Consider the following 15515-nt stretch of genomic DNA (forward strand, 5'->3'; position numbering starts at 1 on the left):
TCTTCGATATTATTCGGTATTAGCCACGGTTTCCCGGAGTTATCCCAATCTGCAGGGCAGGTTGCCCACGTGTGACTCACCCGTCCGCCGCTAATCTAAAGGAGCAAGCTCCTTTAGATTCGCTCGACTTGCATGTATTAGGCACGCCGCCAGCGTTCGTCCTGAGCCAGGATCAAACTCTCCAAAAAGTGTTTGACTTGCTCATTTGTTTATCTGCAGATGACAAGCATCTGCCAGATAAAATTTAAAACTAAAACGTTGACGTTTTTATTGATTTTGTTCAGTTTTCAATGTTCAATTATGTCCTAGTGCCCTTGTTTGAAAAATCAAAACAACGACTTTCACATTATACCAATCTGAATCAAATTGGTCAAGGTTTATTTCAAATTTATTTTCTCGTCTGTTTGTTATACTGCTAACAGCGACGCTTATTAATATAACACTTGAAATAACCTTGGTCAATACTTTATTTCAAAAAAAATTAACTTTCTTTATGAAGCTGATAATACCGGTGGAAAACCCCTTGTCCTTTTGTTTGAACGGATACAACCCGCACAAGCTGCCGCTCAATTAGATACTCCATTAGTGTAACCAGATCAACAGAATAATGCATAACTTCTCTATGATTTAAAAGTTCATTAATGCTCCACCATTCTTTTTCCTTCATAAGAAATAGTAAATGATCGGCTCCTTTTTCTGTACGTGAATGAATTAAAAACTCGCTCGCTAAAAAAAGAAGCTCTAGTCTTTTCTTCAAATCTTCGTCGCTTGTCAGTAACTCTTCATATAACTTATAAATCTCCGGCTCAATATGATGAACTTGATTCCATACAGTCAACTCTGGATAATAGCCATTTTCGATAATTGATAATCTGGCGAGATGATGTAGCGAATGCATAACATGATTATATGCGTCAAGATAATGTCCGTCCTTAAAGAAAGCTTTCCCATCTGTATAGCGTTTAATCAGCTTAGCAAACTCAATCGTCATCTTAATTTTCCGTCCATAAAAAGGGAACTCACGCATTTCAATTTTTAATTCATGAACGTATTCATTTCGATCAAACAATATACGGCCATGATACAGCCATTCAATCACTTTACGATTTGTGCCTAAAAGAAGCCATTCTTTTAATTGATTTTCTGTTACAATGTACATGGACGCCGTTTTTTCATTGCAGTCGACATAATGTTTTGTAAATACAGCCTCCTCTGCTTCATGCACGATAATCAGAAGAATGGAATCAAAATTTTCAGTGAATGCATTATTTTGTTCAATTCTCTCAGCAACTAAAACACCGAGTGTATTTTGTTGACTTGTTCTTTCTTGATACAACGGGCGAAGAAGATCTTCCACAATATATTCCTCCAGACAATTTAAACGTTCGTTCAGTTAAGCTTCGACAAATATTGTCGAATACCTGCCGTAAAATATAAGGGAAATATGATATAGTGATGAATAGGAGGTTGAAACGATGGCAAAAAAGTATTCAAGTAAAATTAATAAAATACGCACATTTGCGTTGAGTCTTGTTTTCATCGGATTCGTTGTCATGTACGGGGGAATTTTCTTCCGTGAAAATTTTCTCGTAATGTCTATTTTTATGTTGCTTGGTCTTCTCTGTATTATTTTAAGCACTGTTGTGTATTTTTGGATTGGCATGCTATCAACGAGAGCGGTGCAAGTTGTGTGCCCTACTTGCGGAAAGCCGACAAAAGTGCTCGGCCGCGTCGATATTTGCATGTACTGCAACGAACCTTTGACACTCGATCAAACACTTGAAGGGAAAGAGTTTGACGAAAATTACAACCAGAAAAAAAATTTAGACCACCCAAATGCATGAAAAACCTCCATCCCGATTTGGGATTGGAGGTTTTTTAATGCAAATCTTTATTGCTGCAGTCTGGGCATCTTCCGTAAATCTCCATTCGGTGATGACTAATTTCAAAGCCCGTAACATGAGATGCGAACTGTTCAACTTCATCCAAACCCGGATAGTGAAAATCCACAATTTTGTTGCATGATTCGCAAATGACATGATAATGTTCAGTCGTAATGAAATCAAACCGGCTTGATGTATCCCCGTACGTCAATTCTCTCACAAGACCTATTTCTCGGAATACGCGCAAATTATTGTATACAGTCGCAACACTCATGTTAGGAAACGTTCCTTCAAGTGCTTTATAAATATCGTCAGCCGTTGGATGTGTCATTGAATCGACTAGAAATTCAAGAATTGCATGACGCTGCGGTGTAATACGAACACCCGTCTGCTTCAGCGTGTCAAGTGCGTCTTTCAACTGCTCATGTGATTCATGGACATGTGTGTGTGACATCAACATGCACCTCTTTTCTTCCTGATAAGGAATGTTACTTTATAATCCTTATAAACAGTGTACTAACAGAAACCCATGTTTGTCAATGAAAAAGAATAACCAGCTGAGCGTCGACTCTCAATTAATACCCTTTCCTGATATCAAGAATATTTTGATAATCTCCCCCCTCTTTGAAACAGATTAAGTTATGTTCAAAAATCGCCATTGCCCGTGGAATATATGCTTTCGTAATGCTTGATATGTGTGGTGTAACCGTCATGTTTCCATGACGCCAAAACGGATGGCCTTCTGGTAGCGGTTCAAGCGCAAACACATCAAGATACGCATGTGCAATTTCCTCATCATTAATAGCTGACAACAGTATATGCTCTGATACGACATCGCCCCGGCCAATACTAATAAATGCCGCTGTCTGCTTCATCGCTTCAAAATGCTCCCGATGCAACACACCAACTGTCTCAGGCGTACTCGGCAAAACCCCAATGACAAAGTCCGCTTCCTTCACGGCTTCCTCTAATTCGCTCATTTGAAAAATACGATCAAATTCATCAACAGAACGCCCGCTTCGATTGACGCCTGCTGTTGTCATCCGAAATGCTTTGCATAAACGGGCAATTTCTTGACCAATTGCCCCCGTACCAAGAATAGCCACTTCTTTTCCCGCCAGTTCCTGTAATGGCAACTCTTTATTCCACGTCTCTGATTTTTCCAACACACTGAGTTCCGGAAAACGTTTAACGTGATTTAGCATCAAACCGAGGGTGAATTCCGCCATCGGTATTTTATGGATACCACGTGAAGTTGTCACAAAGATATCTCGATCTTCAATTGCTCCAAGTGGCATGTCCTCAATACCCGCAGATGCGACCATAATCCACTTTAACGACCGGCACTGCCCGATTATGTCTTCCGTCAAATCGGTGCCGAATGTGACAATTATTTCAGCATCTTGCAACACATCATTCGCTTCCTTTATATTTTTATAGAATGAAAAAGATTCCTCTGAAAATTTCCTTTGAATATCCGCTTGAATGGTCCGTGGCGGACGAAATGTAAAGACAATGTTCACCCGTTTATCCTGGTTAAGTTACAATATGAAAAATCATCACATATCTTCGTAGAACATGATATGTTCGAAATATAACCAGGATTCACCTCCTTTGAAAATGATTAGTAAAAATAATAAATAATAGAAAATGCTGATATTAATTGAATACTTATGTTTTTTTAAGATTAAGTGTGAAAACGATTTAACGTTCCTTCATTCATTTAGTTCTTTCACAGCCTGTAACGTTTTTTCCACATGTCCTTTTACACGTACTTTTCGCCACTCTTTTGCAACGATACCTTCTTTATTAATTAAAAATGTTGATCGCTCAATGCCCATATATTCTTTCCCAAAGTTTTTCTTCAGTGTCCATACACCATACAATGCTGCTGCTACCTGATCTTCGTCCGCAAGCAGTGTAAATGGAAGTCTATGTTTTTCAATAAACTTTTGATGGCGTGCTGCAGGATCTGGACTAATGCCTAGAATTACCGTTTCTAATGTTGAGAATTCACTGTATTGATCACGGAAATCACATGCTTCGGTCGTACATCCCGGTGTCATATCTTTCGGATAAAAATAAAGCAAGACATTTTTCCCTTTAAAATCTGCGATATTTACCATATCTCCATTCTGATCCGGCAACGTAAATATCGGTGCCGGCTGTCCTGTTAATTCCGCCATGATAAATCTCCCCTTTTTCTTTTAAGAGTAGCGAATCTGCTGAAAAATGGCAACTTCATGTTCACACAACGCCGCTCCTTTAATCTTGGATCATGATTGATTCCTTTTTTAATGAGGATTACAATAGAAAAAGACGATTTAATCAGGAGGCTTTATAATAGAATGAATTTTTCTAAGTCGGATGTTTTACATGAAGAAGCACTTAAACATATTGTCGGCGGAGTAAACAGTCCGTCACGATCGTACAAGGCAGTCGGCGGCGGCGCACCGGTGGCGATGGATCGCGGAGACGGTGCGTATTTTTATGATGTAGATGGCAATAAATATATCGACTATCTTGCCGCATATGGACCGATTATTACTGGCCATGCGCATCCTCACATTACGGAAGCAATTACACAAGCCGCGCAAACTGGCGTTTTATTCGGAACGCCGACACAGCATGAAGTGACATTTGCCAAAAAACTGAAGCGTGCGATGCCGGCCCTCGACAAAGTTCGCTTTGTCAACAGCGGCACAGAAGCGGTCATGACAACAATCCGTGTAGCAAGGGCGTATACGGGGCGCGATAAAATTATTAAATTTGCTGGCTGTTATCATGGACATTCTGACCTTGTCCTTGTGGCAGCCGGCAGCGGGCCATCGACTCTTGGCACACCTGATTCTGCCGGTGTACCTAAAAGCATCGCCCAGGAAGTCATTACCGTACCCTTTAATAAAACAGAACCATTAAAAGAAGCGCTTGAAAAATGGGGCGACAATGTAGCAGCTGTGATGATTGAGCCCATTGTTGGTAACTTCGGCATTGTCCAACCGAATAAAGGTTTTTTAGAAGAAGTGAAAAGGCTGACGCACGAAGCAGGCGCTCTTCTCATTTTTGATGAAGTCATTTCAGCGTTCCGTTTTATGTACGGAGGTGCACAAGACCTGCTTGGCATTACACCTGATTTAACAGCTCTCGGCAAAATTATTGGCGGTGGATTACCAATTGGTGCATATGGCGGCCGAGCAGATATTATGGAAAGTGTCGCGCCGCTCGGACCAGCGTATCAAGCCGGAACGATGGCCGGTAACCCTGCATCAATGCTTGCTGGCATTGCCTGTTTGGAAATTATCGAGCAGGACGGCGTATACGATGAACTTGATCGGCTCGGAGCGATTTTAGAAGATGGATTAATGAATGCCGCAAAAAAAGCTGGCGTGACAGTGACGATCAACCGTCTAAAAGGTGCTCTCACCATTTATTTCACTGATCAAAAAGTGGAAAACTATGATCAGGCAGAAGCGACAGACGGTGAACAGTTCGCTCACTTCTTTAAAGAAATGCTACGCCGTGGTGTTAATTTAGCTCCATCTAAATATGAAGCCTGGTTTTTAACAACTGCACATACAGAAGAGGACATTCGCAAAACGATTCAAATAGCGGAAGAAGCTTTCATTGCCTTAACAAACTAAAAATAAACGGACAGGCGTCCATTAAAACGGGCGCCTGTCTTTTTATTTGTTCTTTCGCTTGATTTCCCACCCTATCCGTTGTATAGTACAGTTTGTTTGATTTGCCGGCAAGCGTAGTAAACAGACGTAAATACAGTATTATCAGAAAGGAAGCTTTTTATAAAATGAAGCTTGGTGCCCGCATTTTCAAAACGGGAATTGCCATTGTTTTAGCGCTTTACATAGCAGAGTTTCTTGAATTGCCTTCACCAGTTTTCGCTGGGATTGCGGCTGTCTTTGCTATCCAGCCAAATATTTACCGCTCCTATTTAACCGTTATTGAACAAATTCAAGCGAATATTATAGGTGCTGGCATTGCGATTTTATTCGTTTTATTGTTCGGTAATCATATTATTATTGTTGGCCTGGCATCGATTATTGCAATTATTCTTCTGCTGAAATTTAATCTTGAAAAATCTGTCGGCCTTGCTCTTGTAACGATCATCGCCATTATGGAAGTACAAAATGACCAGTTTGTGCAGTTTTCATTGATTCGTCTGTTTAATATTTCGATCGGTGTTGCATCATCATTTCTCGTCAACCTCGTCTTTTTGCCACCGAAATATGAAACAAAATTGTTTTTTTCAATTAATCAAGTAACAGAAGATATTTTAATGTGGATTCGTCTTACGTCACGTAATGCTTCTGAATCTCCTTTGTTGAAAAAAGACATGATCAAACAGCGTGAAAAGATCCTGAAAATTGACCAAATGTTTTTATTGTATAAAGAAGATCGTACGCCTTTCAAAAAAGACCTCCGGGCAAAAAAAAGAAAAATCGTTTTGTATAGAAAATTGATTTTAACGACTCGCCGAAGCTTGGATATTTTACAAAGACTTAATCAATCTGAAAATGAACTGCACCATTTAAATCCTAACCTGCAGCGGACCTTACAGGATCATCTTGACTGTCTGATCAGCTATCATGAGCATTTGCTGCTTCGTTTTATCGGTAAAGCAAAAAAGACAGAAACGTCAGAAAATTTATTTGAACCGTTCATGAGCCGCGATGAATTTATGTATCTATTTGCGGATAAGATTTATAAAAGGAATGAAGAAGAAATAGCGTCGTCGATTCGTCTGCTTCATATCGTTTCATCTATTCTCGAATACGGCGAAAAACTGGAGCATCTCGATCATTTAATGACGAGCTTTTATAAATATCACAAAGATGATGAAGTACCTGAGTATGAAGAAGAGTGATCAAAAGCCATGCCGGTTGCCGGCATGGCTTTCTAATGATCCAATTGCTGCACCTGAAACAGTTTCCAGTAGCCACCCTGTTTCTTCATTAATTCTACATGTGTACCGTCTTCGATCACTTCACCATGTTCAATTAAAATAATTCGATCTGCATGCGTGATCGTTGACAAACGGTGCGCAACGATGAATGTCGTCCGTGTTTTGGCCAGTTTTTCAATGGCCTCTTGAATTAAATGTTCACTTTCTAAATCAAGCGCCGATGTAGCTTCATCTAAAATAAGCAATGGTGGATTTTTCAAAAATACACGTGCAATGGCCACACGCTGCTTTTGACCGCCGGACAGCTTCACACCCCGCTCACCCACTTTTGTTTCATATCCTTCTGGAAGTGCCATAATAAAATCATGCGCATTGGCCGCTTTTGCGGCAGCAACAACATCTTCTTTCGTCGCATCCGGCCGGCCAAGTAAAATATTTTCCCGCACCGACTCACTGAACAATATATTGTCCTGTAAAACCATCCCGATTTTATCTCGCAGCGATCGTACTTCAAAGTCACGAATATCCGTCCCATCAAGTAAAATACGGCCGCCTGTTACATCGTAAAAACGGGGAATAAGGCTAACCAACGATGATTTTCCGCCACCGCTCATCCCAACAAGTGCCACGGTCTCCCCAGCCTTCACATGTAAATGAACATCACGTAAAACAGGAGCATTTTCTTCGTCATATTGAAATTCAACATGGTCAAAAACAAGGTCCCCGTCCACATTATGGCATTCAATCGCATCTTTTTTATCGGTCACATCATATTTTTCATCAAGCAATTCAAACATGCGGTCCATTGATGCAATGGCTTGTGTGAGTGTTGTCGATGAATTGACAAGGCGGCGAAGCGGATTATAAAGACGGTCAATATACGCAATAAAAGCTGCCATTGTACCGACTGTTAAATTTCCTTCAATAACTTGCACACCCGCATACCCAATGACAAGGAGCGGTGCAATATCAGTAATCGTGTTGACGACTGCAAAAGCCTTCGCATTCCAGGCCGTCTGATTAAGTGCTTTTTGCAAAAAGTTTTGATTATGTTTTTGGAAACGCTCCTGCTCAACTGGTTCAATGGCGAAGCTTTTAATGACTGACATTCCTTGCACGCGCTCATGCAAATGACTTTGCACTTCTGCGAGTGCCTGTGAGCGGACACGCGTTAAATGGCGCAAGTTTCCGAAAAAGTATTTAACGGACAATGCATAAAATGGAAAGACAATCAGTGCAACAAGTGTCAATTTTACGTCCATTGTCATCATAATAGCTGCTGCTATCACAATTGTCGCACCGTCAAGCCAGACGTTCATCAGCCCGGTAATGACAAAGTTTTTTGTCTGCTCCACATCATTAATGATACGGGAAATAACTTCGCCAGCTCTTGTATTTGCATAATATTTAAAACTAAGCTGCTGAATATGCGCAAATAGCCGGTCACGAATGTCATATAAAATTTTACTGCCTGTCCACTGGGCAAAATACTGACGGTAATACTCAACCGGATAACGGACAATGACAAATAAAACGAGCATCATGCCGATCAGCCAGTATAGCTGATTTTTTTTCTCCACTATCGTCATTGCCCCGTTGCCGATAATGTCATCAATGACATATTTGATGATGATCGGAAGCAAAAGTGGAATGCCAAATTTAACAATACCAATTAATAATGTACCAGCAATTGGCCATTTGTATGGTTTGACAAATTGCATATATCTTTTAATAACCCCCATCTAACTGCCTCCTTTTCTAAACAACGAAAAAACCTGTTGAATCCTCAACAGGCATTCAGCGGCACAATTGTGAATACTTTCCGTACCATCGGTCAATAAAACCAGGCGTAAATGGACCTTTCTGTTGTTCAATTAAGGTCAGCAAGTGATCCATATTACGTCGTAAAATTTTATCAATCACTTCCGGATAATTCATTTCACGGCTGTGCTGTCTGTACTCGTCTTCATCAAGTAAAATGTAGGTCATATCCGGGAAAACCTTTACGTCAAGGTCGTAATCAATATACTTGAGCGCACCTTGGTCAAACACGAACGGTGAACTAATGTTGCAATAGTAATGAATACCGTCTGCACGGAGCATTCCGATTACATTAAACCATTTACGTGTGTGAAAATAACAGATCGCCGGCTCCCGTGTGACCCATGTTCGTCCATCTGATTCTGTTACAATCGTCCGGTCATTTCCGCCAATCACAATATTTTCAGTTGCTTTTACGACAACTGTTTCTTCCCACACCCGATGAATGTGGCCATTATGTTTGTAACTGTGAATCTGCACTGATTCACCTTCTGCAGGAATCGCCATCGTTGTCCCCTACTTTCTAGCGTCGCGTGCTTTTTCTATTTCCTTTTGCACGGACGGTGAAACATTCATGTCTTATTATACCGATTTACGGCAGAAATGAAAACAAATGAAGCCCCGGCCATTTGGCCAGAGCTTCATTTACATTCTTTTATTAATTAGAAGATGAATTTTTTTTACGTGCTTGGGATTGCGCATTTTGTTTTTTCACTTGCTGCACATCCGTTTCCGATGCAAATTCTGCAGCGTATTGCTGATTTACATTTGACGCTGTATTCTGATTACGCTGTCCTTGAGCTGATGCTGCATTTTGTTGTCTTACTTCTTGTGCATTTGTTTCCGATGCAAATTCTGCAGCGTATTGCTGATTTACATTTGATGCTGCATTCTGATTACGTCGTGCTTGAGCTGATGCTGTATTTTGTTGTCTTACTTCTTGTGCGTTTGTTTCCGATGCGAATTCTGCAGCGTATTGCTGATTTACATTTGACGCTGCATTTTGATTACGCCGTGCTTGAGCTGATGCTGCATTTTGTTGTCTTAATTCTTGCGCATTTGTTTCTGCTGCAAATTCTGTTTGATACTGCTGTCCTTGAGCTGATGCTGCATTTTGTTTTTTCACATGGTTAATATTCGTACCGGCTTTTGTTTTATTACGGTTATTGTTCATGTTGTTCCCACCTTTACGGTTATTTCATCCTCGTGGTTTTTTATCTCCACGCTGACTATCTTGACCGTATTGGCTACAAATTATTCTTGAAAATTTAAACAAGCAATGAGCGGCCTCCATCGATAATAATGGTTTGGCCTCGAATCATAAATGCCCCTGGCGAGATTAAAAACAGCACCGTCTGCACAATATCATCCATTTCGACAATTCGACCCGCCGGTGTATTTTGTTTCGCATCTTCTAAAATATCGTCACGGTTCGGAAAATGCCTCAGCGCTTCCGTATCAATGGCACCACCGGATACAGCATTGACGACAATATTTTGCCTAGAAAGTTCAACCGATAAATAACGTGTTAACGCTTCGACTGCTGCTTTTGACACCCCAACTGCTGTGTAATTTTTCAAATAACGGATTGCGCCAAGCGAGCTGATGCTGACAATTGAGCCACCACCACTTTTTTCCATCATCTTTGCAGCTTCTTTTGCACAAAATAACAGCGCTTTGCTGTTAATATCCATCGTCCAATCCCAATGTTTTTCTTCCAGTTCCATAATTGGTCGTTGAACGCCTGATGCTGCGTTATTAATAAATACGTCTAAACGGCCAAATTCCTGCTCGATTATTTCAAACATTCCTTTGATTTTTTTGATATCGCCGACATTTGCTTTAATGACTAAGGCACGACGGCCCAGCGCTTCAATTTCTGTCGCTGTTTCTTCTGCCGCTGCTTTACTTCGCGCATAATTGACGACAATATCATAGCCTTGTTTGGCAAGTGCAATCGCAATTGCTTTGCCAACGCCACGGCTAGATCCTGTCACTAGTGCTGTTTTCATCATTTCAATCCCTTCACGTACTTCCAAATTTTTTGATGCGACACTGAAAAAGCAAATGATTCCACTTCTTCTTCTTTAACGAACTTCGACCGTTTTTTTTCAACTTCGCCTTCAATAATACCTGTATACACATCAATGTTCCACGTTAAATGGGAAAACACATGTGTAATCTCTGTCGCTTTCTCCGTATTCACTTTCACATTCACATCATATTCCGTTTCTATAAATGATTCGAGTACACGTCGCGGATTTGTTCCAACTGGCAATTCCACATTCGGAAATTGCCATAAATTAGCAAGAAGTCCTGATTCCGGTCGTTTTTCGATTAGTATACGGCCGTCGTTTGTCGTCAAAACGACCGCCCCCATGTGAACTTTTTTATCTGATTTTTTTTTCGTTTTAACCGGGAGTTCGCGTTGCACGCCTTCTTCAAATGCCTGGCAATGGTTTTGTACTGGGCAAAGAAGACAGGACGGCGATGTCGGTGTGCAAATAATCGCACCGAGTTCCATTAATGCTTGGTTGAATGAAGATGGGTTTTCTTTATACATTAACTCTTCAACAGCACGCTCAAAAATTTTACGTGTTGATGGTTTCGCAATATCATCCCAAATGGTGAGCAGCCTTGAGATGACACGCATAACATTGCCGTCCACTGCTGGCTCCGGAAGTCCGTAGGCAATGCTTAGAACAGCTCCTCCTGTATACGGGCCAACACCTTTTAATGATAAAAAGTCTTCTTTTTTCTCTGGCACAATCCCACCATAACTCTCAGCTACTTCTTTTACCGCAGACTGCAAATTGCGAACTCGGGAATAATAACCGAGACCTTCCCATGCTTTCATGACATCTTCTTCATCTGCTCCGGCAAGTGCATTAATTGTCGGAAACTGTTCCATAAACCGGTTAAAATATGGAATAACTGTATCAACCCGAGTTTGCTGCAGCATAATTTCAGATACCCATATTTTATATGGGTCCCGTTCATGCCGCCATGGAAGATCTCGTTTCTCGGCTTCATACCAATCGACGAGATCTTGTTGAAATTTCGTAATATTCATCTTTTGTATTGCACGGTTTTCTGACATATTGAATGTCCCTCGCTTTTCGACATGTTACAATAGACTAACAATCGGGAATAACATGTATATACATTTCTTTAGTAAAGGAGGCTGCCTTTTTGGATACAGGTACTCATATCGTCATGGGCTTTGCTCTCTGTGGGATTGCCACGCTTGACCCGATCGTCACTGCTGATCCCGCCACAAAGTATGCAGTCATGACAGCAGCAGTTATTGGATCACAGGCACCTGACATAGATACCATTTTAAAACTTCGTAATAATGCGGTTTACATTCGCAATCACCGCGGTGCGACACATTCTGTTCCCGCTGTGGTGCTCTGGCCGCTTTTAATTACTGGTATATTATTTCTCGTTTTTCCAAATGTTAACCTATCCCACTTGTGGTTCTGGTCACAAATTGCCGTCTTTTTACACGTGTTTGTGGATATTTTCAATGCGTACGGAACACAGGCACTTAGACCATTTTCACCGCGTTGGGTCGCGCTTGGAGTTATTAACACATTTGACCCATTCATTTTTACGATGCATGTAATCGGCTTGCTCTTATGGGCATTCGGTCTTCATCCCGGCTACACGTTTATCGTCATTTATGCGATCTTAATCGGTTATTACATTTTACGCTTTCAAATGCAGAATGCCGTTCGGAATGCAGTACGTCGTCTTATTCCAGATGCAGAGGAAATTATTATTGCACCAACGATCCGCTTTAACCAGTGGCGTATTGCTGTTAAATCGCTTGAACACTTTTATGTTGCCCGCGGCTATCGTCGTTCCGTAACCATTCTCGACAAATATAAGCGGGTTCCTGTGCCCGAATCGGTTTTATTTGAAGCCGCAAAAAAAGATGTCAATCTCGGCGCATTTCTTCACTTTTCACCTGTTTATCGGTGGGAAGTTGCCGAATATAACGACTGTTATGAAGTGAAATTTATCGATCTGCGCTATCGGAATAACGGCTATTATCCGTTCGTTGCCATCGTACAGCTCGACTTGGACTATAATATTATCGGATCTTACACTGGCTGGATTTTCAGTGAAGAAAAACTTCGTAAAAAGCTCACGTTTCCACAAATCGATCAAAGTTAATGTGTCACGTCGCTTGAATCATCCAGCAGGTGCTTATATTTTGGATTGTTCGCCATAAATTCATGAAGCTTAGGACCGTAATTGTCGATCCACTGCGTGACGACTTTTTCGGTCGCTTCCTTCCCTTGATAATCATACCCCGCCTTCGCGTACGTTGTCTCAAAGTCTTCCCAAAGTAGTTCGACCCATGTGCGGGCACGGGCCGCAGACAAAAGGCTGTTTGTATCAAGCAGCCGCTCTGTTAATTTTCGAAATATTGCTTCCATATAGTGATTCACTCCTTTTATTTATTTAATAATGATATAGGGATGCCTTCTTCTTTTCCATCACCACTCATGCGGTACCCCCACGCAAAGACACCATTCATATATTCCACTTTAAAATACTGACCTGGATCCGTTTTTAATTCATACAGTTTGCCTGGCTTAAATTCATCAGGATTCAATAAATATGCCTGCGCCATTGTCACACGCCGTTCATAAACGGCGAACTCATTCACAATACCTAGTTGCTCTGCCTTTCGTGCCTTTTCTCTTAAACGCGCAATTTCTTGTTTTAATTCAACTTCTGCCATTTCGCTATATCGTTTTTCATTTTCCATCTAAATAACTTCCTTTCTAAATCCAGAGAACATTTTATTCCGCATTAACGAGCAGTAAGACCCCCGCTTCAAGACTTTGAAAAGAAAAGAAGGATGAGCGGGGGATCAACTGTCCGTAAAAGCCCGATTGGTTCGGGCCAGGCAGAGCCTGGTCACTCAGGTATTGCCGCAGGACGCGGCGCCCTTTACCTGAGTTCCTGTTTATTCAGCGGGGGCTAAGAGGAAGGCAGACTAAGAACGTCACGTCCTGTAACAACGTCTGCATGATTCACATCATGTGAACCTAACCCCCACTGAATGAAGTTTCACTTTATTCTTTTTGGAGATTTTCAATCGCCTGATCAATCGCCGAAAAATCAAAGCCTTTTCTGTATAAAGCCATCTTCATTTTTTGTCTGTACTCTGATGGCTTATAGGATCGATAGCGGCGGTGGGCTTTTTCCGCCTGATGCATGAGTGCTTCCATTTCCTGCTCCTCATCCGGCAGAGCCTCAAATGCTGCTTGTTTCATAACCGAACTAGAATACCCTTTCGTTATCACTTGTTCTTCAGCCTTTTTCTTTTGCAAAAAAGCCGAGTCTCTTTTATATTTTTTTAGCTGTTTTTCATAAAGCTTCGCCGCTTTTTCAATTTGTGCTTCTTCTGTAAACTGTTCCATTGCATTTGACGCTATTTCTTCATTGATCCCTTTCTCTTTTAATTCACGCTGAATAAGATAAGGACCTTTATCAGTCGTTTGAATTTGCGTTTTAACAAAAGCGGTCGCAAACTGTTCATCATTGAGATAACTCATTGAGCGAAGACGCATTAAAATTTCTTCAGCCGCATCTAGTTCCACTTCTTTTCTCTTCAAATAATCGAGTACTTCTTTTTCAGAACGCATGCGGATCGATAAATAATTAATGGCGGCATTCAGGCCTTTTCGAACAACATCACGAATTTGAATTTCTTCAACTTCTGCTTTCGTTAATTCGCTTCCTTTTCGAAGATTAAACTCCATTAATACAGCTTCATCAACACTAAACGCATAATCCCCATCAACTTCTATATTATAGCGGTCTGTCCGTTTTTGCTGAACAGATATTTTGGTGATTTTAGGCATATAGACTCCCTTTTCGCACATTCGTTTTGTTTGTTTTCTTTATGAATCAGGTAATATAAGAATATAAGAAACGGAGGGTTCATAATGAAAGCAGCTATTGCAGGCGGCACGGGATTTATCGGCAAAGAATTGACAGCAGAACTCATTCAAAATGGATACGATGTTTATATTTTAACGCGAAACACAGACAATAAGAAAGAAAGAGACCACATTCATTACGTAAAATGGTTGTCAGATGACGCTAAGCCTGAACATGAACTGCATGATATTGACGTATTTATTAATCTTGCTGGCGAATCACTCAGCAGCGGCCGGTGGACAGAGAAACGAAAAAAACGCATTTTAGATAGCCGAATAACATCGACAAGAGAAATTATCCGCATTATGACATCGTTGCCACAAAAACCAGACGTCCTCATCAACGCAAGCGCAATCGGCATTTATCCGATTTCCGATACCGAAACATTTAAAGAAACATCCAATGCCTTAGGGCAAGGGTTTTTAACGCATACCGTTAATCTGTGGGAAGAAGAAGCGATTCAAGCAGACAAAGCTGGTATACGTACCGTTTTAACAAGATTCGGCATCATTTTAGGGACAGAAGACGGTGCACTACCAAGAATGGCCATGCCTTATAAGCTCTTTGCGGGAGGAAAAATCGGCACAGGCCGCCAATGGATGTCATGGGTTCATGTGAATGACGTAGTACGTGCTATTCGTTTTGCTGGAGAATACGAGTCCTTGCAAGGTCCCGTTAATGTGACTGCTCCAAACCCTGTCTGTATGAATGATCTCGGTAAAACACTCGCAAAAGTGCTTGGCCGCCCACATTGGTTATTCATCCCTGCACCTGCACTGAGAGCTGGACTCGGTGAAATGAGTACCTTGATTTTAGATGGCCAAAAAGTAATGCCAGAAAAGTTGTTGCAATCTGGCTTTCAATTTAATTACCCACTCATTAGAGGAGCACTCGATGATCTGTACAAAGGAAGCGTGGATAAATAG

At 41.1% G+C, this 15515-nt stretch carries 17 protein-coding genes and 1 rRNA gene; 5 read left to right on the forward strand and 13 right to left on the reverse strand.

Translation table 11 applies throughout. The annotated features are described in order from the left end of the window. Positions 1-188, reverse strand: a 16S ribosomal RNA gene (locus tag BLL40_RS11530); the annotation flags it as partial. 293 nt (positions 189-481) lie between these two features. Further along, complete coding sequence (locus BLL40_RS11535; RefSeq protein WP_073712057.1) at positions 482-1357, reverse strand: nucleotidyltransferase-like protein; 876 nt, start codon at positions 1355-1357, stop codon at positions 482-484. Positions 1358-1475: 118 nt separating this feature from the next. Here BLL40_RS11535 and BLL40_RS11540 point away from each other — a divergent pair, with 118 nt between their 5' ends. Further along, entirely contained in the window at positions 1476-1844 is a 369-nt protein-coding gene (locus BLL40_RS11540; protein WP_073712058.1) for a YgzB family protein, read from the forward strand. A gap of 34 nt (positions 1845-1878) precedes the next feature. Here the strand turns inward: BLL40_RS11540 and perR are convergent, their stop codons facing one another. The 3 genes from perR to bcp form a co-directional block, all read right to left on the reverse strand. Continuing rightward, entirely contained in the window at positions 1879-2343 is a 465-nt protein-coding gene (gene perR / locus BLL40_RS11545) for a peroxide-responsive transcriptional repressor PerR (RefSeq protein WP_095532845.1), read from the reverse strand. A 115-nt stretch (positions 2344-2458) separates the two neighbouring features. Then, a complete protein-coding gene (locus BLL40_RS11550; protein WP_073712060.1) occupies positions 2459-3406 on the reverse strand; it encodes a D-2-hydroxyacid dehydrogenase in 948 nt (315 codons plus the stop codon). A 192-nt stretch (positions 3407-3598) separates the two neighbouring features. Then, complete coding sequence (bcp, locus tag BLL40_RS11555; RefSeq protein WP_073712061.1) at positions 3599-4069, reverse strand: thioredoxin-dependent thiol peroxidase; 471 nt, start codon at positions 4067-4069, stop codon at positions 3599-3601. A 162-nt stretch (positions 4070-4231) separates the two neighbouring features. Between bcp and BLL40_RS11560 the strand changes: the two genes are divergently transcribed. Together BLL40_RS11560 and BLL40_RS11565 are read left to right on the forward strand one after the other, a co-directional pair. Further along, entirely contained in the window at positions 4232-5524 is a 1293-nt protein-coding gene (locus BLL40_RS11560) for a glutamate-1-semialdehyde 2,1-aminomutase (RefSeq protein WP_073712062.1), read from the forward strand. Positions 5525-5688: 164 nt separating this feature from the next. After that, entirely contained in the window at positions 5689-6765 is a 1077-nt protein-coding gene (locus BLL40_RS11565) for an FUSC family protein (RefSeq protein WP_073712063.1), read from the forward strand. Positions 6766-6797: 32 nt separating this feature from the next. On the opposite strand, the gene BLL40_RS11570 is transcribed toward BLL40_RS11565, so the two are convergent. From BLL40_RS11570 to mutY, 5 genes are all read right to left on the reverse strand, one after another. Continuing rightward, positions 6798-8546, reverse strand: a complete 1749-nt coding sequence (locus tag BLL40_RS11570) for an ABC transporter ATP-binding protein (RefSeq protein WP_073712064.1) — start codon at positions 8544-8546, stop codon at positions 6798-6800. Between the two features lie 55 nt (positions 8547-8601). Next, positions 8602-9132 (reverse strand): nucleoside tri-diphosphate phosphatase, encoded by a 531-nt coding sequence (gene ntdP / locus BLL40_RS11575; RefSeq protein ID WP_073712065.1) that lies wholly within the window; start codon positions 9130-9132, stop codon positions 8602-8604. A 151-nt stretch (positions 9133-9283) separates the two neighbouring features. Beyond that, positions 9284-9799 carry a gamma-type small acid-soluble spore protein gene (locus BLL40_RS18060; protein ID WP_073712066.1) on the reverse strand — a complete coding sequence of 172 codons (516 nt, stop codon included), beginning with the start codon at positions 9797-9799 and terminating at the stop codon, positions 9284-9286. Between the two features lie 94 nt (positions 9800-9893). Further along, positions 9894-10637, reverse strand: a complete 744-nt coding sequence (gene fabL, locus BLL40_RS11585) for an enoyl-[acyl-carrier-protein] reductase FabL (RefSeq protein WP_083566514.1) — start codon at positions 10635-10637, stop codon at positions 9894-9896. Then, complete coding sequence (gene mutY, locus BLL40_RS11590; protein ID WP_073712068.1) at positions 10637-11725, reverse strand: A/G-specific adenine glycosylase; 1089 nt, start codon at positions 11723-11725, stop codon at positions 10637-10639. The genes fabL and mutY overlap by 1 nt, the downstream gene beginning before the upstream one ends. Before the next feature lie 92 nt (positions 11726-11817). Between mutY and BLL40_RS11595 the strand changes: the two genes are divergently transcribed. Continuing rightward, positions 11818-12807, forward strand: coding sequence for a metal-dependent hydrolase (locus tag BLL40_RS11595; protein WP_073712069.1), 990 nt, complete (start codon positions 11818-11820; stop codon positions 12805-12807). Here the strand turns inward: BLL40_RS11595 and BLL40_RS11600 are convergent. The 3 genes from BLL40_RS11600 to recX all read right to left on the reverse strand — a co-directional run bounded on the left by BLL40_RS11600 (position 12804) and on the right by recX (position 14510). Further along, positions 12804-13073 (reverse strand): YfhJ family protein, encoded by a 270-nt coding sequence (locus BLL40_RS11600; RefSeq protein ID WP_073712070.1) that lies wholly within the window; start codon positions 13071-13073, stop codon positions 12804-12806. The genes BLL40_RS11595 and BLL40_RS11600 overlap by 4 nt on opposite strands. A gap of 17 nt (positions 13074-13090) precedes the next feature. Then, positions 13091-13408 carry a YfhH family protein gene (locus BLL40_RS11605; RefSeq protein ID WP_073712071.1) on the reverse strand — a complete coding sequence of 106 codons (318 nt, stop codon included), beginning with the start codon at positions 13406-13408 and terminating at the stop codon, positions 13091-13093. Between the two features lie 310 nt (positions 13409-13718). Beyond that, positions 13719-14510: a recombination regulator RecX gene (gene recX, locus BLL40_RS11610; RefSeq protein WP_073712072.1), complete on the reverse strand. Its 792-nt coding sequence runs from the start codon at positions 14508-14510 to the stop codon at positions 13719-13721. Between the two features lie 84 nt (positions 14511-14594). Between recX and BLL40_RS11615 the strand changes: the two genes are divergently transcribed. Then, complete coding sequence (locus BLL40_RS11615) at positions 14595-15515, forward strand: TIGR01777 family oxidoreductase (RefSeq protein WP_073712073.1); 921 nt, start codon at positions 14595-14597, stop codon at positions 15513-15515.

Origin of the sequence: Domibacillus mangrovi, from assembly GCF_001906925.1 — a bacterium.
GTDB classification, from domain to species: domain Bacteria; phylum Bacillota; class Bacilli; order Bacillales; family Domibacillaceae; genus Domibacillus; species Domibacillus mangrovi.

What these genes read in the sequence shown, in the direction of transcription:
- BLL40_RS11540 (WP_073712058.1), top strand. Translation starts at nt 1,476, where the DNA reads ATGGCAAAAAAGTATTCAAGTAAAATTAATAAAATACGCACATTTGCG.
- perR (WP_095532845.1), bottom strand. Translation starts at nt 2,343, where the DNA reads ATGTTGATGTCACACACACATGTCCATGAATCACATGAGCAGTTGAAA.
- bcp (WP_073712061.1), bottom strand. Translation starts at nt 4,069, where the DNA reads ATGGCGGAATTAACAGGACAGCCGGCACCGATATTTACGTTGCCGGAT.
- BLL40_RS11560 (WP_073712062.1), top strand. Translation starts at nt 4,232, where the DNA reads ATGAATTTTTCTAAGTCGGATGTTTTACATGAAGAAGCACTTAAACAT.
- BLL40_RS11565 (WP_073712063.1), top strand. Translation starts at nt 5,689, where the DNA reads ATGAAGCTTGGTGCCCGCATTTTCAAAACGGGAATTGCCATTGTTTTA.
- BLL40_RS11570 (WP_073712064.1), bottom strand. Translation starts at nt 8,546, where the DNA reads ATGGGGGTTATTAAAAGATATATGCAATTTGTCAAACCATACAAATGG.
- ntdP (WP_073712065.1), bottom strand. Translation starts at nt 9,132, where the DNA reads ATGGCGATTCCTGCAGAAGGTGAATCAGTGCAGATTCACAGTTACAAA.
- BLL40_RS18060 (WP_073712066.1), bottom strand. Translation starts at nt 9,799, where the DNA reads ATGAACAATAACCGTAATAAAACAAAAGCCGGTACGAATATTAACCAT.
- fabL (WP_083566514.1), bottom strand. Translation starts at nt 10,637, where the DNA reads ATGAAAACAGCACTAGTGACAGGATCTAGCCGTGGCGTTGGCAAAGCA.
- mutY (WP_073712068.1), bottom strand. Translation starts at nt 11,725, where the DNA reads ATGTCAGAAAACCGTGCAATACAAAAGATGAATATTACGAAATTTCAA.
- BLL40_RS11600 (WP_073712070.1), bottom strand. Translation starts at nt 13,073, where the DNA reads ATGGAAGCAATATTTCGAAAATTAACAGAGCGGCTGCTTGATACAAAC.
- BLL40_RS11605 (WP_073712071.1), bottom strand. Translation starts at nt 13,408, where the DNA reads ATGGAAAATGAAAAACGATATAGCGAAATGGCAGAAGTTGAATTAAAA.
- recX (WP_073712072.1), bottom strand. Translation starts at nt 14,510, where the DNA reads ATGCCTAAAATCACCAAAATATCTGTTCAGCAAAAACGGACAGACCGC.
- BLL40_RS11615 (WP_073712073.1), top strand. Translation starts at nt 14,595, where the DNA reads ATGAAAGCAGCTATTGCAGGCGGCACGGGATTTATCGGCAAAGAATTG.